Below are 21899 nucleotides of genomic sequence, written 5' to 3'. Positions count from 1 at the left end.
GCCTCACGCCGCCAGCGCCCGGGCGATGGCGAGCCGTTTCTGCCGCTGGAACAGCCGGCGCCAGATCGTGCGGCCGGCTTCCGGGCTGATCCGGGTCAAAGCCCGCGCCGCCATCTGCCAGCCGGGCAGAAGGGCGGTCGGCATCGCCAGATCGGCGACCCGGTGGCGCGGCGAGGCGGCGAGCGGCGGCGGGCCGACGAGGCCCAGCCGGGTGAGGTCGGCGACCAGGTCCGGACGCTTGCGGTACCACAGCACCAAAGCCGCGCCCTCGCGCTCGGCGATGCGCAGATAGGCCGCCTCGTCGAGGAGGTGGTGGTGATAGGCCAAGGCTTCCGGGGCGTAGAACAGGTGCATGCCGCGCCGGGCGAGACGCTCGCCGAGCTCGATATCCTCGTGCCAGGTGAGCCGCGGGTCGAAGCCGCCGGCCTCGTCGAGCAGGCGCCGGTCGACGCTGACGTTGCAGGTCAGGAAGGCGTCCCAGCCGACCTCCACGCGCCCCGCGAGGGCGTCGTAGGACGCGTCGTGGTGCAGGGCCGAGAACGGCGAGAACGGCAGGGCCGGGTCGATGGTCATGCGCCCGAGGATCGCGGTCGCGCGCCCGCCCCGCTTGGCATGGGCGGCGAGATGCGCCGCGACGAGCCCGGGGGCCGGGATCGTATCGTCGTTGACGATCAGCAGCCGCTCGCCCCTCGCGACCCCAATGGCATGGTTGCGGGCGGCGTTGGCCCCCTGGTTCTCCTGGCGCAGATGCACCACCGGAACGCGGCCCGCCGCCACCGCCCGGCTGATCACCGTGCCGGTCGCATCCGTGGAGCCGTCGTCGCAGACCACGATCTCGAACGGGACGTCGGTCGTCTGCCGATCGAAGGCCCGCAGGCACAGGCGCAGCGTATCGGCGCGGTTGTAGGTCGGGATGATGACCGAGAGCACGGGGACGTCGCTCATGACGAAGCTTCCGGGATCGACAGGGCAAGGGGATCGGTGGGCGGATCGGCGGGGGCGCGACGGCGCAGGCACAGCCACGTAGCCACCGCGGCGGAGAGGCCCGCAGCGGCCGGCACCGTGACCGTCACGAGCGCCGCCGGGCCGGCGACCCAGACGAGGGCCGTGACGAGGCCGGGCCCCAGAACGGTCGGTCCGTCTGCCAGGGCGAGGGGCGGTCCGGCCTCCCGCCAGAAGGCGTGGGCGACCACCGCCAGCATCGCGACCTCGGCGAGGAGTGCGGCCCAGGCCGCGCCGAGCAACGGGTCGAGGGGGATCAGCACTGCGCAGGCCGCGAAGTTCGTGGCGCAGGCCGCCGCGCTGCCGCGGACCGCGAAGCCGGTCCGTCCGAGCGGCACGAGCCCGGCGAACAGCACCGTGGCGGCGATCAACAGGGCGCTCATGGCGGCCGCGATGCGCAGGACCGGCGCGGCGGCGGCGAAATCCGGTCCGAAGACGAGGCGGACCAGGGGCTCGGCGACGGCGCAGGCCGCTACGGTCCCGGCGATCGCGGCTGCGAGGATCAAAGTCAGCGCCGGGCGCACGCTGGCGCGGAGGCGGTCGGTGCCGGATCGCGGCCGGCCGGCCTCGAGCGGCCCGACCGCCCGTCCGAAGACCGGCACGAGCGGGGCGCACAGGGTGATCGCCACTGCGGCGCCGAGCTCGAAGAATCGGAAGCCGGCGGTGAACTGGCCGAGCTCGGCCGCCCCGGCCAGGGCCGCCAGCATGATCAGGCTGATGCGGCCGTTGAGCGAGCCGAGCGCGTTCGAGATCCCGACCCCGGCAGCGGCACGAACGGTCGCCCAGCCATGCGTCACGGAGGCGGGGCGCACGGCTACGAGTCGGGCCGCCAGGACGAGGCCGACCGCGCCGTAGACGATGCCGGAGGTCACCGCGACGACGCTCAGGGCGGCCTCAGGCCATTGCAACCAAAGCGCGAGTGCCGTGCCGCCGACCAGGGTCGCGGCGTTGGCCACGGACGGCCAGACCGACCAACCGGGCCGGCCGCAGACCTGGAACAGAGAATCGAGAAAGCGCGCCGCAGCCAGAGGCATCAGCACGGCCGCGAGCGCCAGGGCCGGCCGGATCTCAGCGGGCAGGAGCGGCAGGGCGCAGAGCAGCAATGCCCCGGTGGTGACACCGAGGAGCAGACGCGCCGAGATCATACGGCCGAATTCGACCGCGCGCATCTCCGGCGCCCCGGCCCCGAGGCGCGCGCCGAAGGTCAGCGTCGTTCCGAAATCAGCGGCGATGAGCGCCACTGCCAGCACCGCCAGGGCGAGCCCGTAGCGGCCGAGCGCCTCCGGGCCGACAGCATGGCCGACCATCACGAAGGCGGCGAAGCCCGCGGCCAAGTAGACGCCGCGCCCGGCGGCCTGTCCGAGCATATTGGCGCCGTAGCGCAGGCCGCCGGTGCGACCACGTCCACGCAATCGATTTACCAAGCGGTACATCTCTCGGTGAAGCCCTGCTGAAATCCGCGACCTACGATTGCATCGTGGCAGGCTGCGTATGGCTTGCAACCGCATCTTCAATTTATGGTTGCAGAGATAGAGCGTCTGAGGAAACCGGAGGACTGCGTATGCCCGAGCGCGCCGAGACTGCCGCCCGAGGGATCCACCTCGCGGGCGCAACGGGATCCGCTGGGGAGCGACGGCCGGACTGGGCGCAGATGCGCGCCGCCCTCGCGGCGGACCGGGCGCATTGGCATCGCCGGGGCCACGGCTCGGCGACCCTGCGCCGGGGCTATCACGCGGTCTGGCTCTACCGGCTGTCGCGCTACAGCCACGAGCGCGGCTGGCGGATGGCGGCCTGGCTGCTGTGGCTGGTCAACGGCTGGTGGACCGGCGCCGACATCCCGCCGTCGAGCCGCATCGCCGGGGGGTTGTTCCTGCCGTATCCCCACGGTGCCGTCATCGCCGGGGCCGTGGGGCACGACGCGGCCTTCGGGGTCCAGGCCTCGATCGGTGGCCTGCTGAAGGAGCCCGATCAGGATATCGGCGGCGGTCCGGGCCTGCCGGTGCTGGGGGACGGCGTGGTGCTGGAGGCCGGCGCGATCGTACTCGGCGCAGTGCTTGTCGCCGACCGGGCCCGGATCGGCCCGCGCACGATCATCCTCAAGGATGTCCAGATCGGCGAGACGGTGATGCCGCAGCCCTGGCGTCCCCTGCCGGGTCGCGGGGCCGTCGCATGACCGGCGCTGCATCGACCACACAGGCAGGCGGCCCTGCGGCTGCGACCGGGTTGGCGGAGCTGCGCCGCCTCCTGGCGGCCGATTTCGCCCGCGTCCTGCGCCAGACAACCGGCGGCAAGCCGACCTCGCGGCTGCGCCGCCTGATGCACCTGACCCTGCCGGCGATGCAGGTCGCGATCTTCCACCGCACCGCCCATTTGCTCTACGGCCGCGGCTGGCGGCGCTCGGCCGCCCTGGTCTCCGACCTGTCGCTGCGGCTGACCGGCGCGAGCCTGCATCCGGGCTCGTCGATCGGTCCCGGCCTGTTCGTGCCGCATCCGGCCCGGGTGGTGTTCTGCGCCAGCGCGGGGACCGACCTGATCCTGCTGCCCGGGACCCTCGTGGGTCCGCGGGACTGGGTGTTCCCCGGGCAGCCGTTTCCGGCGGACGCGCCGCGCCTCGGCGACGGGGCGGTGGTCGGCGCCCACGCCGCCATCCAGGGCGCCGTCACGGTCGGCGCCGGGGCGACGATCGGGATCGGCGTGTGCACCTTGCGGGACGTGCCGGCCGGCACCGTGACGATGCTGGCCCAGCGGCAGATCCGCAGCCTCCAGGCGGGGTCGGGGGGCGCCGATGCAGCCTAGAGCGCTCGCCGTCGAAGTGGATCCCGGTTCGGCGCAAGCGAGCGCGCCAAATCAAAGACTTAGAGCCATTCCCGATTGCAACGCGATCGGGAATGGCTCTAGCCCGGAACAGCCGGTCCGGCGCTCAGGCCGGCCCGTGCTCGTGCCGGCGCATCGCCTCCCGGCCCCGGCGGGCGGCCCGCCGGGACGGGAGCTGGCGCCGGAGCACGTCCTCGTAGGCATCGAAGATGCCGCGCCACCCGAAGGCGTCGGCGTGCCGCTCCCGGGACGCCGCCGACAGGGCGTCGAGCCGGCTCGGCGCGGCGCGCACGAGGTTCAGGATGCCCCGGCGCAGCTCGGTCTCGTCGCCGAAATAGATCGCGCCGTCGCCCGCCACCCAGCGGTTGAACGGGTTGTCGTGGGCGAGGATCGGAGAGCCCGCCCCGAGCGCCTCGACCAGCGACGGGTTCGTCCCGCCGACGGTGTGGCCGTGGATGTGGAAGCGGGCATGCAGCCGCAGGGCCGCCACCCGCTCGGCTTCGTAGATCGCGCCGGCGAAGATCACGTCGGGGCCGCCCGCGGCCTTCACAACCCGGTGATAGGGATCGGACTCCATCAGCTTGCCCAGCACGACCAGAGGCAGGCCGGGGCGGATCTCGCTCCAGGCGCGCACGATCTGGAGCACGAGGTTCTCGGGCACCACCCGGGCGATCAGCAGCCCGTAATCGCGCGGGCGCACCTTGAGGTCGGCCAGCGGGGCGGTCGATGCCTCCAGCACCGGGTCGGCGCCGTACGCGATGGTGGTGATCCGCTTCGCCGAGGTGTTACGGGCGAGGTGCCGGGCGATCTCCGGATGGTCGGCGATCAGATGCGTGGAGAACAGGCTGCCGAGGCGCTCGTTCAGCCAGAACCACGCCTTGGCGGTCTTCGACCACCGGTCGCGCTTCCACTCGATCCCGTCCATGTTCATCACGCTGCGCTTGCCCGTGAGCCGGTACAGGATCGAGAACGCAGCGGTGTTGTAGCCGAGGACCAGCGGCAGGGCCGGCCGGAACGCCGCCTTCAGGGTGCATTTCAGGTCGAACACGATGGTCGCGAAGGCCCCGTCGCCGCGGACCGCCACCGGGATCAGCGCGATGCCGCGCCAGACGCTCGGCGGGGTCGGTTTGCTGACCTGGCAATAGACCTCCACCCGCCAGCCCCGCTCGACGAGCTCCAGCGCCAGGCGTTCGGCCAGGGTCTCGAATCCCCCATGCGCGGCTGGCACGCCGCGGGTTCCGAGGATCGCCACGGCCGGACGCCGGTCCGTCTCGCCCCCCTTCACCACCACCGCGCGCACCGCGCCGTCAGAGGAGCCTGAAGAATGGTCACCGTCGAACAGCGCCTGTTCCGGGAGATGGGCGCCGGGGGGTATTCCCGGCAGGACCACCGGATGGAGTACATTGTTCGCGTCAACGCGCTGCTCCGGCCGGAGATGCGGGTGATGGAGTTCGGGGCCGGGCGCGGCAAGTGGAGCGATGACCCGGTTCCACTGCGCCGGCACCTCGGCGACTTCCGCGGGCGCTGCGCCCACGTCATGGCCTGCGACGTGGACGAGGCGGTCCTCGAGAACAAGTCGGCCGACGAGGTTCGGCTGATCGGTCACGACGGGATCCTTCCATTCCCGGACGCGAGCTTCGACCTGATCTCGGCGTTCTCGGTCCTCGAACATATCGAGCATCCCGAGGTCACCGCGTCCGAGCTCGGCCGGGTCCTCGCCCCGGGGGGCTGGCTCTGCGCCTGGACGCCCAATCGCTGGGGCTATGTCGGGGTCGGCGCGCGGCTCATCCCGAAGCGGCTGCACGCGCAGGTCCTGCGCTGGGTCGAGCCGCGGCGGGTCGAGATCGACTCGTTCGTTCCGCTCTACACGATGAACACGGAGGCGGCGCGGAAGCGGCTTTTCCCAACTGATCGGTTCGAGCACTTCACCTACAGTTTTGACGGGCAGCCGTTCTATCATGGCGAGAACATCGTCCTGGGCAAGTTCTGGGAGCTGCTGTTCCGGCTGACGCCGGGTCCGTTGAAGGGCTATCACATGGTCTTCATCCGCAAGAAGGCTTGATGCCAGTCTGAATTCAGCTTCGAAGACTGCGCAGGTGGGCAGAAAACCTGCGCATGTCTTCGGCCTTCCGGGCCAGTTCCGGCTGCTGTTTCAGCCGGCCGGCGAGCCCGTAGATCAGCGCCCGCAGGGTGAAGCCGAGCTGCAGCGGGCCCGAGAAGAAGGCCGGCGAGGACAGGAACCGGCCGGCATTGCGCAGGCGGTAGATCCCCGCCAGCCCGTCGAGCCACCGGGCCGAGCGCGTGCCCGCCGATCCGCCCTGGAGGTGGACGACCGCGATCCCCGGCAGGTAGGCGACCCGCCATCCGGCATCGCGCAGCCGGCAGCCCCAATCCACATCCTCACCGTAGAGGAACATCGGGCTCTCCAAGCCGCCGATCGTCTCGATCGCCGCACGGCGCATCAGCAGGAACGCGCCGCAGACCCAGTCCACGTCGAGGGCGGCGCGTCCTCTGGCCTGCCGGCTCGCCAGGTAGAGACCGCGCAGGCCGAAGCGCCCGGACAGGCCCGCGGCATGGACCAGGGTCGAGAGCGGGCGCGGCTCGTAGCCGGCATCGCCGACTTGGTGCCGGCCGTCCGGGAAGGTCAGGCGCGACCCGACCGCGCCGACATCCGGATGCGCGTCGAGATGGGCCAGCGCTCCGGCGAGCGCGTTCGGGTCGCGCAGGAACGCGTCGGGGTTGAGCAGCAGGATCGTGTCGCCCTGTGCCGCCGCCAGGGCGACGGCGTTGCCGCCCGCGAAGCCGTGGTTGGTCCGCTCCGCGATCAGCCGCACCCACGGGAAGGCGCGAGCGATCCGCTCTGGCGTCCCGTCGGACGACGCGTTGTCGACCAGGATCACCTCATAGGGGCGGTCGATCCGGCTGGCTGCGAGGAGCTGCAGGCAGGTCTCGATGTCGGGGCCGGCGTTGTAGGTGACGATCAGGACGCTGAGACGGATGCCGCTCATGGTCCGTATCCTTCCCGATACCGTTCGGCCGCCGCACGTCTTTGCGCCGCCCGCACGCCCGCGATCAGGCCGAGGCCGGTGTAGAGCAGCTCGGCAATGCCGAGATTCAAGCGGAAGCCTGGGTCGACGAGCCCGTGCAGGAGATGCGCGATCAGGCCGATCGCGCAGGCGGCCGCGATGGCGGCGAGGGGATCCCCCACCGGCGCGCGCCAGGCCGCCCGGAAACCCCGGACGATGCCGACCGTGAAGACCAGAGCGAAGGCCGCGTAGCCGACGATCCCGACCTCGGTGAGGATCAGGATGTGCAGGTTGTGCACCACGTGGTTCGAGCGGTCGAACAGGCCGGTGAGGCGGGACAGGCCGGTCTGGTCGAGCACCGCGAACTGGTTGCCGAAATTGTTCAGCCCGACGCCGAAGATCGGGAATTGCGCGAACAGCGCCAGGGCGGCCGCGTTGAGCGGCCCGCGCTGGGCCGCCGAGCCGCCATCGTCCGCAGTCAGGCGCTCCCAGACCAGCGGCCCGGCATAGATCGCGCCGATCCCGGCCACCACGACGAGCAGCGCGAACACGATCAGGCTCGCCCGGGAGAACAGCCGGTCCCGGTAGACCAGCAGGATCACCAGGGCGGCCGAGAGCGGATAGGTCAGCCAGGAGGCGCGCGACAGGGTCAGCACCACGCCGACGACGGCCGAGCCCGCTCCGGCCGCCCCGATGAAGCGCAGGAGCTTCGGGCCCCGCGACAGGGCGAGCGCCAGGGCGAGCGGCCAGACGAACTCGTAATAGTAGCCGAGGATGTTCGGGTGGACCTTCAGCCCGCCGGCGCGGCGCTGGGCGGTGAAGTTGATGTTCTCCTCGACGATCTGCTCCTCGCCGAGCACCGAGAGGCCGAGTTCGGAGCCGGAGACGTATTGCAGCCCCGCCACCGCGGTCTGCACCAGGCACAGGGCGCAGATCGCCAGGGCCAGGGTGCGGATGTCGGCGCCCGACAGGTTCGAGACCGCGACCGAGACCAGGAGGAGGCCGAGGAACCGCCAGGCATCGAACCACAGATAGGCGGTGTCGGTGGCGTTGCTGAGGGAGAGCAGGCCGGCGGTCAGAAAGCCGAGCTGTGTCAGCACGAGCGGCCGGTCGAGGCGCAGGCCGGGGACGCGCTCGCCGATGCCGGTCAGCTTGGACAGGATCAGCGTCAGCGCCACCAGGAGGGCGACGCTGACCGTCAGCCCGGCCCCGCCGCCGATGCTCGGCAGGTATTGGCCGACCGCCTCGAAATGCTGGAAGAAGCTGACATCGAGCTTCACCGTCAGGCCGACCGCCAGGGCGACGAGCAGCAGGGGCGTCAGGCGGTAGCGCTGTCCGGCGATCAGGGCGCCGACCCCGCCGAAGGCCGCCGCCAGACCGACGACGGCGAATTTCAGCGGTGCCGCGCTCAGCGCCACCGCGCCCGCCGCCGCGGCGAGGCCGAGCCCGGCGACCGGCAGGGCGCGGAGCGCGCGAAGCGGGGCGCCGCTCATCCGAGCCACCGGTACAGCCATTTCGGGATCGGCCGGCGGGTGCCGTTGAGGACGATGCCGAGCGGTGCGCCGCCGGCGGCCTTGAGGTCGGCCAGCGCCCGCTGCGCCACGGCGCGCCGGGTGCGCTCGGCGCCGATCACCACGACGAACCCGTCCACGAAGGGCGAGAGCGCCGCGGCGTCGCCGATCTCGGTGATCGGCTCGCAATCCAGGATGGCGAGGTCGAAGCGTTCGTCGACCAGCGCCAGGAAATCCTCGACCCGGCCGTCCTCCAGGGTCGCCCGCCGGATCGCCGCCGGGTTGCCGGCCGGCACGACGCTGAGGCCATCGGCCACCGGGTGAACCCCCAGGCTCGGCGCGACCTCGCCCGCGACGATGTCGGCAAAGCCCGGCCGGCCGACGAGGCCGAAGGCGTCCGCCAGGGACGGCCGCGACCAGTTCGCCTCGATCAGCGCGGCGGTGCGGCCGCGCCGGGCGTAGGCGCCGGCAAGCTCGCGGGCGAGCGTGCTGACCCCCTCGCCGGGCTGGACCGCGGTGATCCCAACCCGGCGGAGCCGGGTGTCGTGTCGGCTGAGCTGGACGAGTGCCGGCTCGAGCACGGCCGGGTCGATCATCGGGGCATGGGCGGCGATCATGCGACGGCTCCACCGAAACGCGGCCGCCGCTCGGCGCTCGTGCGCAGCGGAACCGCGGCCAGGACCGGCACGCGCAGCGAGCGGGCGACCTCGGACGGGCTGCGGTAGGTCTGGGCGAGGATCTCCGCGAGCGCCACGTAGGCCAGGGCGGCGAGCAGCCCGAGCCCGGCCGCCAGGCCGAGGATCAGCGGGCGGTTCGGGCCGGAGGGCAGCCGCGGGGGCACGGCGCGCGCCACCAGCGCGGAGGAGGTCACGGCCTGCGCGTCGAGCCCGGTGCCGGTGCGGAGGGCGTCGATCCGCTTCTGGGTTTCGGTGATCTCGTCGGTGAGCAGGCCCTTCTGTTGCACGAGCCGGCCGTAGGCCAGGGCCGCGTCGCTCTGGCCGATGGCGGCCTTGCGGCGGTTGGCCTCGATCCCCGTGATGGTCTGGATCTTCTCCGCCAGCACCGCGAGACGGGCCGTGTCGGCGGCGATCAGCGCCTGGTACTTCTGCCGGGTCAGGGCGGTGAGATCCCGGTCGAGGCTCACGAATTCCGGCGCGGTCGGCCGGAACCGGACGGCGAGTTCGGCCCGCTTGGTCCGAAGATCGGCCCACCGCGTGTCGAAGGCCGCCACCGTCGGGTCGGCGTCGGGGGGCGTCGGCTGCCAGCGGTCGGGGCCAGTCTCGCGGGTGCGCTTGAGCCGGGCCTCGACGCCTTCGCGCTCGATCTGGGCCGCCGACTTCTGGCGGGCCAGGTCCGAGAGGGTGCCAAGGTCGTTCTGCTGCTCGATCTCGAAGCTGGCGGTGTTGTTGCCCTTCAGGGATTTCGCCAGCTGCGCGTCGATGGCGGCGAGGTCGGCCTGCGCCCGCTCCAGCTTGCTCTGGTAGAAGGCCGCCGGAGTCTCGTCGGCGTAGACCTCGACGTGGCGGCGCTTGTAGGCGTCGAGCAGCCGGTTCAGCGCCTGGGCGGCGAAGGTCGGGTCGGTCCAGGTGAAGCCGGTGAGGATCACGTCCGTCTCCTTGACGAACACGACCTTGAACGAGGCGAGATAGGCCTCGAACAGCTTCTCGTCCGGGCTGAGATGGCGCAGCAGGCCGAGCGCCTCGAAGGGGATGCGGACCGTGTCGACGACCCAGGTCTTGACCGCCTTGGCCCCGCGCATGGCGACGCGGCCCTGGTAGATCAGCCAATCCATCCAATCCTCGGGCGGCGGCCCGAGATCGCCGACCGGGGTGATCGCCTTCAGGGCTGCGAACTCGCCGCGCACGATGCTCGGGTCGCGCAGGATCTCGACCTCGTTGTTCACGTTCTGCGCGCGCTCGGAGAACATGTAGTTCTGGTTGGCGCCGCCCTGGACCGGGGCGGCCGCCTTCTCGCGGCCGAGGCGGATAATCAGCTTGGCGTCGGCCGTGTATTCGGCCGGCGTCAGCAGCAGATAGATGCCGGCACCGAGGATCGCGGCGGCCAGGATCAGCAGCGCCGGCCGGATGTGCCGGAACAGGGCCGCCAGGGCGTCGCGGAGATCGAAGGCGATATCCTCGACGGCGTCGGGCGCGGTCCGGTCGAAGCGGGACAGGTCGGACTTCGTCACGTCCCGGACCTCACGGTGGCGCTGGTGGAGGTGTTGGCGGACGGGCCGGTGATGTAGTTCACCCCGAAGCCAGTGCCGTTGAAGAGCAGGATCTGGCGGACCACGAGGTCGACGGCGCGGGCGGTCTTGGCCAGCAGCGACGGCGGCACGTAGACCGTGGCGTTCGGCGGCACGATGATCGTGTCGGCGAGCCCCGGCTGGCCGATATCGACGATGCGGACGCTGCCCGCGGCTTCGGCGTCGAACCGGATGATCCGCACGGCGTCGCCCGCGGCGGTCGGCAGGATGCCGCCGGCCGAGCCCAGGACCTGCGCCAGGGTGCGGGCGCCCTGGAGGGTGACGGGACCCGGGGCCCGGACCTCGCCGAACACCATGGTGTTGGCCGGCACGAGGCTCGCGAGCCGCACGCTCGTGCTCACCGTGGCGAGCTGGCGGTGGTAGGCCGCCGTGAGGCTGCCGGCGAGCTCGCTCACGGTTTTGCCGGCGGCCTGGACGGGGGGCACCATCGGCAGGTTGATCTTGCCGTCCGGCTCGATCGCCAGCACCTTCACGCGGCCCATATCGGCCCGCTGGGTGAGCTCGCGGAAATCATCGGTCACGGTGCGGAATTTGCGCAGCATGATCGTGACGACCGGGTCGATCAGCACGTCGTCGTAGGTGCTCTTGATCAGCGCGGCCGCGGCCTCGGGCGACAGGCCGGCGACCTTGATGCCGTTCTTGCCCGGCAGCGAGATCCGGCCGTCCGGCCGCACCAGCACCGTACGGTTGTATTCCGGGTGGGTGCGGAAATCGACGTCGAACTCGTCGCTCGGGTTGAGCCGGTAGGTCGGCTGGACAACGCTCGAGTCGATCAGGAACGACACTTCGAGGTTGTCGCCGACATTGAGCCGGTAATTGGCCAGCCCCAGGCGCATGGTGCGCCCGACCTCCTCCTGGGCGGCCGCCACCACCGCGGGCGGGAGACCGTCTGGGATCGAGCCGGTCTGCGTCACGTCCGGGCCGGACCGCGCGGATGAATGCGGCTTGCCGGACATGCAGCCGGTCAGCAACGGGGCGCAGGTCAGCACCGCCAGCGCGGCGGCGCGACCTCGCGGATGATCCGCGATGCTGGATGCTCGGGAGACGCGCCGGGTCGCCGCGGCGAGGAACGCAGACAGGAAAAACGCCATCGACCTTCAGCCGCACCATGCTCGACTGCGCCCGTCCGATGACAACCCGTGATCGAACCGCGCAGAGCGATACAATCGACGGGTTTGGTTAACGACGCTTGAACCCGGCCCGCCAGAACTCTATCAGAAGTTGTGAAGGCGGCCCTGTGGCAAAGTGCGGAGGCGCAGAGAGCGGTTGCCGTCGCCGGAGGGACCGCGTCGGACGCCGCGACTTCCCTTCACGATGCTCGCGCGGCCCCTGAGCAGCGACTGCGGTCGCTCCCGCGCCGCGCCTCCAGAAACCGCTCCGCCAAAGCGTCGCGGATCTCGCTGACGGGCGGCTTGCGCGCGGGATGCCGCTGCGCCGAAATCGATATTCGTTGCGGGGGCGGATTTCTTGATGAACTGTCGATCGCACCGGTTTCGCAATCTACAGCACTAGCTCTTCAAACACTTGCTTGAGATTGATGGTTTGATTAGCTGAGGTATCGAGCGAATCGCTGCCGATAGGCTGATGAGGCCAGGGCGATGCGGTCCTGATCGCCGGTATCCGCCGGCCCGGAGTCGAGCGCCATGCCCGGCCTGAACCCCGCGCTGTTCGCCCGCCTCCGCGACGACTTGGAGGCGGGGTTTCAGGAGGATCTGGAGGAGGCGGTGGTCGATCCGGCGCGCTGGCCGGATCTGATCGAGCGGGTCTCGCTGGCCTCTGGGAGCGAAGGCGCGCTGCTTCTGCGGACCGACCGGACGGCGCTGAATGCGCTGACCACGGCGTCGCTCGCCGAGTCGTCGAAGCGCTACTTCGAGGAAGGCTGGCATCGTGAGGATCATCGGTTCCGCGGCCTGCCGATGATGCGCGCCCGGGGCATCGCGGTCGACCAGGATTTCACCACACCCGACGAGATCGCGCGGCTGCCGTTCTATCAGGACCTGCTCGCCTCCAGCGGCCTGCGCTGGTTCGCCGGGGTCGGCTTCGAGGTGAAGGGGCGGCTCTGGTGCCTGGCGCTCCAGAGGACGGTGGCGCAGGGTCTGTACGAACCGCACGAGCAGGCGCGCCTCGCCACCCTGTCGCCGCTGCTGCGCCGCGCGGGTCTCCTCACCGCGATGATCGAGCAGGCGCGGCTCGCCGGACTGGCCGAGGCCTTCGACGTGATCGAGCGCGCCGCCATGATCCTCGATTCCGAGGGCCGCGCCTTGCGCTGGAACGCCGCATTCGGGGCCCTGTTCGGTCCCGACCTGAAACTCGCGGGCGGACGCCTCGCCGTCGAGGAGGGTGAGGCCGCACGGCAACTCGAGGCGCTGTCGCGACCATCCGGCCGGGCGCCGATCTCCGCGATCGTGGTGGCGCGCCGGGACGCCGCGCCAATCGCCATCCATGTCGTGCCGCTCGTCGGCCCGACCCGCGGCCTGTTCGCGGGCGCAAGCACCCTGTTGATTGCCAGCGTTCCAGGGAGCGCGCCGGTCCCCGCGGCCATCGTCCTTCAGACCGCGTATCGCCTGACCCCCGCGGAAGCGCGCCTCGCCCAGACCCTGTCCGGCGGCCTCACCCTGGCCGAGGCGGCGAGCCGCTTCGCGATCACCGCCGCCACCGCGCGGTCGCAGCTGAAGGCGATCTTCGCCAAGACCGGCGCGACCCGGCAATCGGACCTGATCCGGCTGGTCACCGGGCTCGCCCGCTAGATCCGCGCGAGCGATCAGGATGCGGACGCCGGCGGGATCCCACGGCCCGGCGCCTCCCAGGCATCGCCGCACCCTGCGCGGTACGGGGGCGGAGCGCCGGGGGAACGTGTCGGGTCGTGCCGCCGTTTGCAGGGACACGAATGGAGTGAACACGATGACCTATCGGATTGCACTGGCCTCCGCGCTGACCATCGGCGCTCTCGTCGTCGGCGCGCCCGCCGAGGCGAAGGGCTGTCTCAAGGGGGCGGTGGTCGGCGGTGTCGCCGGTCACATGGCCGGGCACGGCAAGATGGGCGCCGCCGCCGGCTGCGCCGTGGGTCATCACCGGGCCAACAAGAAAGACAAGCAGGGCTGATCGCGCCTTCCGGTTCACCGCTCGCGCCGCATCCGGCACGGCGGTCATCCGAGACGATGCACGGCCTCGTGAAGCCGGGTCCCCGATCGGGGCCCGGCTTCACGCGTTTTGGAAGCCCGTGTTTCGCTGGCCGAGACCGATCGAGGCCGATCATGGATCGAGAGCGGGGCTGCATCGGGGCGAACCCTTGACCCTTCATTGGAGTTGTTCTAATTAACAACTGTGAGCAGGCGGCCAGCCTTCGGTCGCCGCCGAAGCCTTCACGACGACGGAGAGATACGATGACCGGTACCGCGAACGCCGCCTGCGAGAGCTGCCGCTTCTTCGACGATCACAAGCTCAACGGCGCCCAGGCGCAGGGCGACGAGGGTCTCTGCCGCTACAACCCGCCGGTCAGCCAGCCGGCCCCGCAGTCGAAGGGTCTGTGGCCGGTGGTCGCGTCCCAGGATTGGTGCGGCCACTTCACTGCCGAGATGACCGCCGCCGAGTAATAGGGCCAGGGCACGTCGATCGCGGGTAGGACGAGCGTCCATCCCCGCGCCGTCCGGCCCTGCAATCGATCCATCTCCAATTGCGCGTGATCACCCGGCCCCACGGAGTGGTCGCGCGCATTGCCGTTCAAGCCGGCGCACGTATGCTGGCGCCGTGACCCACACGATTCGTCCCGCCACCGAGGCCGACATCCCGGCCATCGCAGCCATCTACGACGAGGCCGTCCGCACCAGTACGGTGAGCTTCGAGCTGGAGCCGCCGGGCGTCGCGGAGATGGCCCGCCGCTTCGCGTACCTGCGGGATGGCGGCTTCCCGTATCTCGTGGCTGTCGGGAACGGTGCGGTTGCCGGTTACGCCTATGCCGGACCCTATCACCAGCGCGCGGCCTACCGGTCGACCGTCGAGGATTCGATCTACGTCGCGCGCGCGGCCCGGGGCGCTGGCGTCGGGCGGACCTTGCTCACAGCCTTGATCGCTGACGCCGAGCGGATCGGCGCCCGGGCGATGATCGCGGTCATCGCGCAGAGCGATACGGCGGCCTCCGTGGCGTTGCATGCCGGCCTCGGCTTCACGCCGGTCGGCACCCTGGTCGGCGTGGGCTACAAGCACGAACGCTGGCTCGACGTCACCCTGATGCAGCGCTCGCTCGGACCCGGCCGGAGCACAAAGCCGACACGCGTCTGAACCGCCCGGCGCCGCAACGAAGACTATCCAATACCTCTCAGCCCTAGGCTGCGCCGTCATGATGCGGACAACTTCGCGCGAGAGACGGCGGGCAGGACGCGCAAGCCGCCGGGTTGTCGACCCGGCGAGAACGCGATGACGCGAGCGAGGGGGCCTTCCGCACGGCGGGCGGTCCTGGCCCCCAGGGCTCGCGAGGCAGGGGAGTTCGGGTATGACGATGTCTTCGATCGGTCGGCGGTTCGCGCCGCTCGCGGCCCTGGCGCTGGCCGCGCTGTCGGCTCCGGCGCATGCGGCGGCCCCGGCCGACCCCAGCGGCACCTACCTGACCGAGGATGGCCGCGCCCGCGTCCGCCTCGAGAAGTGCGGGGCGGCCAACGACCGGCTGTGCGGCTACGTGGTTTGGCTGAAGGTTCCGCTCAACGACAAGGGCGAGCCGCGGGTCGACTTCAAAAATCCCGATCCGAAGAAGCAGGCGCGCCCCTCGCTCGGCCACCAGCTGATCATGGGCCTGAAGCCGAATGCCGACGCCCATTACGAAGGCAAGATCTACAATTCCGAGGACGGCAAGTCCTACGACGTCACGATCTGGACGGATGCCCCCAACGAGCTGACCGTGCGGGGCTGCCTGATCGCCTTCCTGTGCAAGTCGCAGACCTGGAACAAGGTTGTCGACCTTGCCCCGGGCCAGCTCGCCGGCCCGACCAACGGCCCGAACGGCCCGCGCAGCGACCCGGAATTCGCCACTGGGTCGGCCAAGCCCACCGCCAAGGCGGGCGCCAAGGCGGCGCCGAAGCCCGCCGCCGTAGACGCCCCCGCCGCGCAATGAGCCGGGACGGCGGCCCTCAATCGTCGAGGGCCGCGTAGGTCAGGACGCGCAGCTCGCGCCGGATCGGCAGCGCCGAGGACGGCACTAGCTGCGTCATGAGCACGACCGAGAGATCTTCGGCCGGATCGATCCAGAAGGCCGTCGAGGCTAGGCCGCCCCAGGCGACCTCGGCGGGCGTGCCGAGGATCTGGGCGCGGGCTGGGTCGAGCATCACCGAGAAGCCGAGGCCGAAGCCGATTCCGGTGTAGGAGGTCTCGGCGAAGCGCGGCGTGCCCATGGAAGCGAGATCCCCCGTCAGGTGGTTCGCCAGCATCAGCGCGACGGTCTTGCGGCCGAGCAGCCGATTGCCATCCAGCGTGCCACCGTTGAGGATCATCCGGCAGAAGCGCTGGTAGTCGGCCGCCGTCGAGACGAGGCCGCCGCCGCCGGAGGCGATGGCCGGAGGCCGCGCGAAGATGGTCTCCACGGAATCGTCGAACCGTTTGAGCTGTCGCGCCCGGTCATACGCGTAGGTCGCGCAGAAGCGCGGCATGAGTTCCGGCCGGACATGGAAGTCGGTGTCGACCATGCCGAGGGGCGCGATGACCTCCTCGCGGAGGTACTGATCGAAGGGCCGGCCGGTGAGCGCCGCCACGTACTGGCCGAGCACGTCGGTGGCGACGCTGTAATTCCAGGCGCTGCCGGGTTGCGCGAGCAGGGGCAGCGCCGCGAGCCGGTGGGTCATCTCGGCGAGGCTGCCCTCGCGGGCCAGGAAGTCGATCCCGTGCTCGCGATACTGCGCGTCGACGAGGGTCGCCTCCATGAAGCCGTAGGTCAGGCCGGCTGTGTGGGTGAGGAGGTCGCGCACGGTGATGCCCCGGCGCGCCGGCTCGGTCTCGATCTTCGCCCGGTTGCCGCCCACGGCCACCCGCATCTCGGCGAAGTCCGGCAGCACTCGCGCGATCGGGTCGTCGAGCTGGAACCGGCCCTGCTCATAAAGCTGCATGACCGCCACCGAGGTGAGCGGCTTGGTCATGGAATAGATCCGGGTCACCGTATCGAGGGTGAACGGCGTTCCCCGGGCGAGATCGGCCTGCCCGCAGGCACGGGCGAAGGCCAGACGGCCCCTGCGCGCCACCGTGACCGACAGGCCGGCGAGCCGGCCCTCCGCCACGAGTCGATCCATCCACGGTGCGATCCGCGCGAGCGCGTCCGCGTTGAGCCCCGCGCCCGTCGGGTCGATCTCGGTCAGCGCGCTCATGGCGTCTCCTTCCGCCGGTAAGGCTCGATCCGGGACGATAGAGTGCGCAGCCGCGGCGTTACCAGCCCATCGTGCCGGGGCCGCCCTTGAACGGGCCGACAATCCCGGGCGTGATCCAGCCGCCGTAGAAGGTGCCGGGCTGGGGCGTGACCCGCGCATCGCCGACGAAGCAGGCATCCATCGGCAGCGCGTAGAACGCGACATAGCCCGCGATGGCGTCGAAGCCCTGCGTCGGCTCCGGGTAGGACCAGGCGGCGCTGGGCGCCAGCCGGTCGCCGCCATGCACATCGAACAGCACGGCCTGGCCCTTCCACTCGCAGATGCCGCCCCGTCGCGGTCCCGAGAGGACGCCGGCGCTCACGTCGCCCGGCGGCAGGTAGTAGGTCGGGGGATGGGCTGTCTCAAGGACCCGGTAGCCGGCTTTTGATTCCGCGATCACCGCGCCACCGAGGATCACCCGCAGCGTTTCGGCTACACGCTCCAGCCTGGGCGGCCGCGGATAGTCCCAGACACTCTCTTGGCCGGGCTGGATCGGTCCGGGGACGGGGCGTGTGAGCGGACGGGCCATTATGAAGCTGGCGTATATCGTATCCACAATGAACGCTAGGTTGATGCCGAGCACCGTTCCGCGAACGATCGTCGCGTGGTAGCCCGGCCCCCGAGAGTCACGGCCCGGGACAGACCGCGATGGATATAGCCCTCTTCCTCGACTTCGACGGCACCCTTGCGGAGATCGCTCCGCGGCCGGACGCGGTGCAGGTCGAGCCCGGTTTGGTCGCAGACCTCGAGCGGCTGCGCGACAGACTCGGTGGGGCGCTGGCTATCGTCACCGGCCGGCCGGTCTCGGTGATCGACGGATTCCTGGCGCCTGCGCGCCTCGACGCGGCCGGGCTGCACGGCGTCGAGCGCCGGGTCGGCGGGGCTTTGTCGGGCGGCGGCGCGGAGGATCATCCCGAGCTGCGCCGGCAGGTCGAGCGCCTGCATGCCGAGAGTCGGCCGCTGGCCGACGTGCTCATCGAGGACAAGGGCGCCTCGGTGGCGGTGCATTGGCGCCTCGCGAACGCCGAGGACGCCGCTCGGGCCGAGGCGCTGGTCAAGGACGCGGCCGAGGCCCTCGGGAGCGCCTATCGGCTCCAGCTCGGCAAGGCGGTGGGCGAGATCGTGCCGGCGCAGGCGACCAAGGCCCACGCGATCCGCGCCTTCCTGGAACGGGCCCCCTATGCCGGGCGCCGGCCGGTCTTCTTCGGCGACGATCGCACGGACGAGATCGCGTTCGCGTCGGTGAACGAGGATGGCGGCATCGCCGTCCGGGTCGGTGACGGCGACACCGTGGCGAGCCGGCGCCTGCCCGATCCGGCCGCCGTCCGCGCCCTGGTGCGAATGTGGGCCGAGGGCGGAAGGATCGATCCCGAGGCCCTGCCGCCGGCCTGAGCCTGCCCTATCCTTCGTGGAACGCCGGTCGGCACGCGACCTGCCTGGGGCATCATCCCGAAAGGTGGTTGCCGGCTTTCGGAAAACGATGCTGCACACTCAGAAGCCCGCTCAGGAAAAGGCCCTTCGTCGATGTTCGAGTTTCCGGTTCTGATCGGTGACATCGGTGGCACGAACGCCCGCTTCGGTCTGATCACCGAGAAGGGCGCCGAGCCTCGGCCTCTCTCGCACGAGGCGACGGCCGACCATCCCGATCCATCCCACGCCATCAGGGCGGCTTTGGCCAAAGGCGGGGATGCCCTGCCGCCCCCGCGCTCGACGATCCTGGCGATGGGCGGGCGGGTCGACGGCCCGGAACCGCAGCTCACCAACGCGGACTGGCGGATCGGCGGCGAGCGCATCGCGAAGGATTTCGGGCTCTCCTCGGCGGTGGTGGTGAACGATTACGTGCCGGTCGCGGCCGGGGCTGCCGATATCGAGCCCCACGACCTCACACCGGTCGGGCCCAGTCCGACGATTCCGGGCGGCGCCCGGGTCGTGCTCGGGCCCGGCACCGGTTTCGGGGCGGCGGCCCTGGTGCCCTACGCGGCCCACCTCGCCATCGTCTCGACCGAGGCCGGCCACACCGATTTCGGTCCGACGACCGATTTCGAGGAGAAGGTCTGGCACGCCCTGGAGCGGGTCGAGGGACGGATCACCGTCGAGACGGTGCTGTCCGGGCCGGGCCTGGCACGGCTGCACGCAGCGGTGACGCATGTCCGCACCGGCCAGCCGCATGAGAAGATCGATCCGGCGGCGGTGACCGAGGCCGGGCTCAAGGCCTCCGATCCGCACGCCGCGGAGGCGTTGGACCTATTCGGGCGCCTGCTCGGCCGCGTCTGCGGCGACCTCGCCCTGACATTCCTGGCCACCAGCGGTGTCTATATCGGCGGCGGCATCGCGCCCCGCATTGTCAAGGTGCTGGAGGAGAGCGGGTTTCGCGAGGCGTTCGAGCGCAAGGCGCCCTTCGAAGAGATGATGCGCCAGATCCCGACCAGCGTCATCACGGTCCACGACCCGGCCTTCAAGGGCCTCGCCGCCCTCGCCAACGAGGGGCGGCGCTTCGTCTACCACGGGCAGGTTTGGCGGAAGGAGAGCTGAGGGTCTACGATCGCCGGGGCTGTCGTCGCGCGGCGCTGCGAAGCCGGTGTGGGATTGGGGCCGGATCGATGCGGACGGTCACTTTGAAGGATGCCAAATCCGACCTGCTGCGCCTCGTAGAGCAGGCAGCGTCCGGCGACCCATTTATCATCGCGAAGGACGGCAAGCCCCTCGTCCGGGTCGTCCCGCTCGACGCGCCAGCGCCTGCCACGACCTCGCGGATCGGGTTTCTGGCGGGATGCATCCGCGTCCCGGACGATTTCGATCGTGTCGGCAGCGAAGAGATCACGGCTTCGTTCGAAGGCCGGTGAGCTATCGCCTCGATACGCATTCCTGCTCTGGGTTGCAGCTGGGTCCGACCGGCTGACCTCGGCAGCACGCCGCCTTATCGGCGATCCCGCGAATACGCTCGTGTTCAGCGCGGCCAGTCTGTGGGAGATCGCGATCAAGAGCGGCCTGGGACGCGACGACTTCCGAGTCGACGCGAAGCGCCTGAGGACAGGTTTGCGCGACAACGGCTATGTCGAGCTTTTCGTGACGGGGGCACATGCTGCCGTTGTCGCCGGCCTTCCACCCCTCCATCGCGACCCGTTCGATCGGCTTTTGATCGCACAGGCCCGGATCGAAGGGCTGGAGCTCGTCACGGCCGACCGGATCGTCGCGCACTATGGCGGTTCGATCCGATTGGTTTGAGCGGATGCCGTTGGCCCGTTCCGCCGGATCTCGAAGCGTCGAACGCGGGGAGATCCGGCTCGGGGCCCGTCTTCCGCCTACGCCGCCGCGAGCGGCTTCGACACGTCCTCCAGGGATTTGCCCTCCGCGGCCGTGCCCCAGATCCCGCCGACCACCGCGGCGATCAGCATGAGCGCGGCGCCGATCCCGTAGCCGAACAGGACCCAGTCCCGGGAGCCGGTCTCCACCAGGCTGCCGAACAGCAGCGGGCCGGAGACGCCGCCGATGCCGGTGCCGACCGCGTAGAAGGCCGCGATGGCGAGCGCGCGGATCTCCAGCGGGAAGGTCTCGGAGACGGTGAGGTAGGCCGAGCTTGCCGCGGCGGACGCGAAGAAGAACACCACCATCCAGGCCGCTGTCTGCCCCACCGGCCCGATCACGTCGAGGCGGAACAGGAGGCCGACGGCGACCAGCAGCACCGCCGAGATGCCGTAGGTGAAGGCGATCATCTGGCGCCGGCCGATCGTGTCGAACAGCCGACCGAGGAGCAGCGGGCCGAGGAACGAGCCGAGCGCGAAGGGTAGCAGGTACCAGCCGACGCTGTTGCCCGGCACGTCGTAGAACCGCTCCAGCACCAGCGCGTAGGTGAAGAACAGGGCGTTGTAGAAGAAGGCCTGCGCCACCATCAGGGCGAGGCCGACCATCGTGGCCAGCCGGTTCGTGACGAACAGGGCGTGGAACACCTCCGAGAGGGGGGTGTGGTCGCGGGTGCGGACCTTCATGCGCTTGGTCTCGTCGATCGGCGGCAGCGTGACGCCCGCATCGGTGAAGCGCTTCTCGATGCCGGTTACGACCCGGTCGGCCTCCGCGGCATAGCCGTGGGTGGCGAGCCAGCGGGGGCTCTCGGGGATCCAAGTGCGCAGCAGCAGGATCACCAGGCCGATGGCGCCGCCCGTGAAGAACGCGACGCGCCAGCCCCAGGCCGGATCGATCACCTCGGGCTTCAGCAGCACGATCGACATGAACGAACCGAGCGCCGCTCCGATCCAGAACGAGCCGTTGATGACCAGGTTGGTCCAGCCGCGGACCCGGGCCGGGACCAGCTCCTGGATGGTCGAATTGATCGCCGTGTACTCGCCGCCGATGCCGGCGCCGGTGAGGAAGCGGAAGAAGCAGAAGCTCGCGACGTTCCAGGACAGGCCCGTAGCCGCGGTGGCGATCAGGTAGAGGGCGAGCGTGATGAAGAAGAGCTTCTTGCGGCCGATCCGGTCGGTCAGCCAGCCGAAGCCGAGGGCGCCGGTCACCGCACCGACGAGGTAGCAGGAGGCTGCCAGCCCGACATCGAATTCCGAGAACGACATCGGCGCCTTGCGCAGGGCGCCGACCAGCGAGCCGGCGAGCGTCACCTCCAGCCCGTCGAGCACCCAGGTGATGCCGAGCGCCACGATGACGAGCACGTGGAAGCGGCCCCATGGCAGCCGGTCCAGCCGCGCGGAGATGTCGGTGTCGATGACGCGGCCGATCTCCGCGCGCTCGGGTGTCCCGGCGCTCCCCTCAACCTTGCTCGCCATGCCCGCGCATCCTCCCGATCCGTTCGTTTACCGTGCCTCAAGACCCCGCGTTTACCGCAAGACCAGACAGGTGTTGGGAACGGGTTGGGAATCGATTCGGTTCGATCCCGTCTTCATCCCCG

Annotated in this window: 23 protein-coding genes; 12 read left to right on the top strand and 11 right to left on the bottom strand. The window is 70.6% G+C overall.

Going from position 1 to position 21899, the window contains the following annotated elements:
• Nucleotides 1–3: 3 nt before the first annotated feature.
• Nucleotides 4–945 carry a glycosyltransferase gene (locus tag AKJ13_RS09955; RefSeq protein ID WP_050733184.1) on the bottom strand — a complete coding sequence of 314 codons (942 nt, stop codon included), beginning with the start codon at nucleotides 943–945 and terminating at the stop codon, nucleotides 4–6.
• Nucleotides 942–2414 (bottom strand): oligosaccharide flippase family protein, encoded by a 1473-nt coding sequence (locus tag AKJ13_RS09950; protein ID WP_244471571.1) that lies wholly within the window; start codon nucleotides 2412–2414, stop codon nucleotides 942–944. Before AKJ13_RS09950 ends, AKJ13_RS09955 begins: the two co-directional genes overlap by 4 nt.
• Nucleotides 2415–2653: 239 nt before the next feature.
• On the opposite strand from AKJ13_RS09950, the gene AKJ13_RS09945 reads away from it, so the two are divergent.
• Nucleotides 2654–3175, top strand: a complete 522-nt coding sequence (locus tag AKJ13_RS09945; RefSeq protein WP_244471570.1) for a serine acetyltransferase — start codon at nucleotides 2654–2656, stop codon at nucleotides 3173–3175.
• On the top strand, nucleotides 3172–3798 hold the full coding sequence (locus AKJ13_RS09940) for a serine acetyltransferase (RefSeq protein ID WP_050733181.1): 627 nt from the start codon (nucleotides 3172–3174) through the stop codon (nucleotides 3796–3798). The genes AKJ13_RS09945 and AKJ13_RS09940 overlap by 4 nt, the downstream gene beginning before the upstream one ends.
• 124 nt (nucleotides 3799–3922) lie before the next feature.
• On the opposite strand, the gene AKJ13_RS09935 is transcribed toward AKJ13_RS09940, so the two are convergent.
• The gene (locus tag AKJ13_RS09935; RefSeq protein WP_244471569.1) at nucleotides 3923–5116 is read right to left on the bottom strand and encodes a DUF1972 domain-containing protein; all 1194 of its coding nucleotides are present in this window, start codon (nucleotides 5114–5116) and stop codon (nucleotides 3923–3925) included.
• Between the two features lie 24 nt (nucleotides 5117–5140).
• On the opposite strand from AKJ13_RS09935, the gene AKJ13_RS09930 reads away from it, so the two are divergent.
• A complete protein-coding gene (locus AKJ13_RS09930; protein WP_050733180.1) occupies nucleotides 5141–5878 on the top strand; it encodes a class I SAM-dependent methyltransferase in 738 nt (245 codons plus the stop codon).
• A gap of 13 nt (nucleotides 5879–5891) precedes the next feature.
• Here the strand turns inward: AKJ13_RS09930 and AKJ13_RS09925 are convergent, their stop codons facing one another.
• Genes AKJ13_RS09925 through AKJ13_RS09905 form a run of 5 tightly spaced genes read right to left on the bottom strand, consistent with a single transcriptional unit; the run spans nucleotide 5892 to nucleotide 11710 of the window.
• Nucleotides 5892–6824 (bottom strand): glycosyltransferase family 2 protein, encoded by a 933-nt coding sequence (locus tag AKJ13_RS09925; RefSeq protein WP_050733179.1) that lies wholly within the window; start codon nucleotides 6822–6824, stop codon nucleotides 5892–5894.
• Complete coding sequence (locus tag AKJ13_RS09920) at nucleotides 6821–8335, bottom strand: O-antigen ligase family protein (RefSeq protein ID WP_050733178.1); 1515 nt, start codon at nucleotides 8333–8335, stop codon at nucleotides 6821–6823. Before AKJ13_RS09920 ends, AKJ13_RS09925 begins: the two co-directional genes overlap by 4 nt.
• Nucleotides 8332–8970 (bottom strand): CpsD/CapB family tyrosine-protein kinase, encoded by a 639-nt coding sequence (locus AKJ13_RS09915; protein ID WP_050733177.1) that lies wholly within the window; start codon nucleotides 8968–8970, stop codon nucleotides 8332–8334. Before AKJ13_RS09915 ends, AKJ13_RS09920 begins: the two co-directional genes overlap by 4 nt.
• Nucleotides 8967–10541, bottom strand: a complete 1575-nt coding sequence (locus AKJ13_RS09910) for a Wzz/FepE/Etk N-terminal domain-containing protein (protein WP_244471568.1) — start codon at nucleotides 10539–10541, stop codon at nucleotides 8967–8969. Before AKJ13_RS09910 ends, AKJ13_RS09915 begins: the two co-directional genes overlap by 4 nt.
• Entirely contained in the window at nucleotides 10538–11710 is a 1173-nt protein-coding gene (locus AKJ13_RS09905) for a polysaccharide biosynthesis/export family protein (protein WP_050733176.1), read from the bottom strand. The genes AKJ13_RS09910 and AKJ13_RS09905 overlap by 4 nt, the downstream gene beginning before the upstream one ends.
• Before the next feature lie 552 nt (nucleotides 11711–12262).
• Between AKJ13_RS09905 and AKJ13_RS09900 the strand changes: the two genes are divergently transcribed.
• From AKJ13_RS09900 to AKJ13_RS09880, 5 genes are all read left to right on the top strand, one after another.
• On the top strand, nucleotides 12263–13366 hold the full coding sequence (locus tag AKJ13_RS09900; protein ID WP_050733175.1) for a LuxR family transcriptional regulator: 1104 nt from the start codon (nucleotides 12263–12265) through the stop codon (nucleotides 13364–13366).
• Between the two features lie 154 nt (nucleotides 13367–13520).
• On the top strand, nucleotides 13521–13721 hold the full coding sequence (locus AKJ13_RS09895; RefSeq protein WP_007566321.1) for a hypothetical protein: 201 nt from the start codon (nucleotides 13521–13523) through the stop codon (nucleotides 13719–13721).
• Between the two features lie 281 nt (nucleotides 13722–14002).
• The gene (locus AKJ13_RS09890; protein WP_050733174.1) at nucleotides 14003–14212 is read left to right on the top strand and encodes a hypothetical protein; all 210 of its coding nucleotides are present in this window, start codon (nucleotides 14003–14005) and stop codon (nucleotides 14210–14212) included.
• A gap of 154 nt (nucleotides 14213–14366) precedes the next feature.
• Nucleotides 14367–14897: a GNAT family N-acetyltransferase gene (locus AKJ13_RS09885; protein WP_050733173.1), complete on the top strand. Its 531-nt coding sequence runs from the start codon at nucleotides 14367–14369 to the stop codon at nucleotides 14895–14897.
• Between the two features lie 211 nt (nucleotides 14898–15108).
• The gene (locus AKJ13_RS09880) at nucleotides 15109–15723 is read left to right on the top strand and encodes a DUF2147 domain-containing protein (RefSeq protein ID WP_050733172.1); all 615 of its coding nucleotides are present in this window, start codon (nucleotides 15109–15111) and stop codon (nucleotides 15721–15723) included.
• 16 nt (nucleotides 15724–15739) lie between these two features.
• Here the strand turns inward: AKJ13_RS09880 and AKJ13_RS09875 are convergent, their stop codons facing one another.
• Nucleotides 15740–16963 (bottom strand): serine hydrolase domain-containing protein, encoded by a 1224-nt coding sequence (locus tag AKJ13_RS09875; RefSeq protein ID WP_050733171.1) that lies wholly within the window; start codon nucleotides 16961–16963, stop codon nucleotides 15740–15742.
• Between the two features lie 58 nt (nucleotides 16964–17021).
• The gene (locus AKJ13_RS09870) at nucleotides 17022–17531 is read right to left on the bottom strand and encodes a DUF427 domain-containing protein (protein ID WP_050733170.1); all 510 of its coding nucleotides are present in this window, start codon (nucleotides 17529–17531) and stop codon (nucleotides 17022–17024) included.
• Nucleotides 17532–17650: 119 nt separating this feature from the next.
• Here AKJ13_RS09870 and otsB point away from each other — a divergent pair, with 119 nt between their 5' ends.
• The 4 genes from otsB (at nucleotide 17651) to AKJ13_RS09850 (ending at nucleotide 20227) form a co-directional block, all read left to right on the top strand.
• Complete coding sequence (gene otsB / locus AKJ13_RS09865; RefSeq protein WP_050733169.1) at nucleotides 17651–18394, top strand: trehalose-phosphatase; 744 nt, start codon at nucleotides 17651–17653, stop codon at nucleotides 18392–18394.
• 132 nt (nucleotides 18395–18526) lie between these two features.
• Nucleotides 18527–19534: a glucokinase gene (locus AKJ13_RS09860; RefSeq protein ID WP_050733168.1), complete on the top strand. Its 1008-nt coding sequence runs from the start codon at nucleotides 18527–18529 to the stop codon at nucleotides 19532–19534.
• Nucleotides 19535–19602: 68 nt separating this feature from the next.
• Nucleotides 19603–19845 carry a type II toxin-antitoxin system prevent-host-death family antitoxin gene (locus tag AKJ13_RS09855; protein ID WP_050733167.1) on the top strand — a complete coding sequence of 81 codons (243 nt, stop codon included), beginning with the start codon at nucleotides 19603–19605 and terminating at the stop codon, nucleotides 19843–19845.
• 22 nt (nucleotides 19846–19867) lie between these two features.
• Nucleotides 19868–20227, top strand: coding sequence for a type II toxin-antitoxin system VapC family toxin (locus AKJ13_RS09850; protein WP_064774613.1), 360 nt, complete (start codon nucleotides 19868–19870; stop codon nucleotides 20225–20227).
• A 77-nt stretch (nucleotides 20228–20304) separates the two neighbouring features.
• On the opposite strand, the gene AKJ13_RS09845 is transcribed toward AKJ13_RS09850, so the two are convergent.
• Nucleotides 20305–21777, bottom strand: coding sequence for an MFS transporter (locus AKJ13_RS09845; protein WP_007566341.1), 1473 nt, complete (start codon nucleotides 21775–21777; stop codon nucleotides 20305–20307).
• Between the last annotated feature and the right edge of the window lie 122 nt (nucleotides 21778–21899).

Origin of the sequence: Methylobacterium sp. ARG-1 (assembly GCF_001262595.1) — a bacterium.
Classification (GTDB): Bacteria; Pseudomonadota; Alphaproteobacteria; order Rhizobiales; family Beijerinckiaceae; genus Methylobacterium; species Methylobacterium brachiatum.
Note: the sequence above shows the minus strand (reverse complement) of the source record. Positions and strands in the feature narration are given on the sequence as shown.

What these genes read in the sequence shown, in the direction of transcription:
- AKJ13_RS09870 (WP_050733170.1), bottom strand. Translation starts at nt 17,531, where the DNA reads ATGGCCCGTCCGCTCACACGCCCCGTCCCCGGACCGATCCAGCCCGGC.
- AKJ13_RS09860 (WP_050733168.1), top strand. Translation starts at nt 18,527, where the DNA reads ATGTTCGAGTTTCCGGTTCTGATCGGTGACATCGGTGGCACGAACGCC.
- AKJ13_RS09855 (WP_050733167.1), top strand. Translation starts at nt 19,603, where the DNA reads ATGCGGACGGTCACTTTGAAGGATGCCAAATCCGACCTGCTGCGCCTC.
- AKJ13_RS09915 (WP_050733177.1), bottom strand. Translation starts at nt 8,970, where the DNA reads ATGATCGCCGCCCATGCCCCGATGATCGACCCGGCCGTGCTCGAGCCG.
- AKJ13_RS09940 (WP_050733181.1), top strand. Translation starts at nt 3,172, where the DNA reads ATGACCGGCGCTGCATCGACCACACAGGCAGGCGGCCCTGCGGCTGCG.
- AKJ13_RS09920 (WP_050733178.1), bottom strand. Translation starts at nt 8,335, where the DNA reads ATGAGCGGCGCCCCGCTTCGCGCGCTCCGCGCCCTGCCGGTCGCCGGG.
- AKJ13_RS09880 (WP_050733172.1), top strand. Translation starts at nt 15,109, where the DNA reads ATGACGATGTCTTCGATCGGTCGGCGGTTCGCGCCGCTCGCGGCCCTG.
- AKJ13_RS09890 (WP_050733174.1), top strand. Translation starts at nt 14,003, where the DNA reads ATGACCGGTACCGCGAACGCCGCCTGCGAGAGCTGCCGCTTCTTCGAC.
- AKJ13_RS09925 (WP_050733179.1), bottom strand. Translation starts at nt 6,824, where the DNA reads ATGAGCGGCATCCGTCTCAGCGTCCTGATCGTCACCTACAACGCCGGC.
- AKJ13_RS09845 (WP_007566341.1), bottom strand. Translation starts at nt 21,777, where the DNA reads ATGGCGAGCAAGGTTGAGGGGAGCGCCGGGACACCCGAGCGCGCGGAG.
- AKJ13_RS09900 (WP_050733175.1), top strand. Translation starts at nt 12,263, where the DNA reads ATGCCCGGCCTGAACCCCGCGCTGTTCGCCCGCCTCCGCGACGACTTG.
- AKJ13_RS09895 (WP_007566321.1), top strand. Translation starts at nt 13,521, where the DNA reads ATGACCTATCGGATTGCACTGGCCTCCGCGCTGACCATCGGCGCTCTC.
- AKJ13_RS09875 (WP_050733171.1), bottom strand. Translation starts at nt 16,963, where the DNA reads ATGAGCGCGCTGACCGAGATCGACCCGACGGGCGCGGGGCTCAACGCG.
- AKJ13_RS09945 (WP_244471570.1), top strand. Translation starts at nt 2,654, where the DNA reads ATGCGCGCCGCCCTCGCGGCGGACCGGGCGCATTGGCATCGCCGGGGC.
- AKJ13_RS09955 (WP_050733184.1), bottom strand. Translation starts at nt 945, where the DNA reads ATGAGCGACGTCCCCGTGCTCTCGGTCATCATCCCGACCTACAACCGC.
- AKJ13_RS09905 (WP_050733176.1), bottom strand. Translation starts at nt 11,710, where the DNA reads ATGGCGTTTTTCCTGTCTGCGTTCCTCGCCGCGGCGACCCGGCGCGTC.
- otsB (WP_050733169.1), top strand. Translation starts at nt 17,651, where the DNA reads ATGGATATAGCCCTCTTCCTCGACTTCGACGGCACCCTTGCGGAGATC.
- AKJ13_RS09930 (WP_050733180.1), top strand. Translation starts at nt 5,141, where the DNA reads ATGGTCACCGTCGAACAGCGCCTGTTCCGGGAGATGGGCGCCGGGGGG.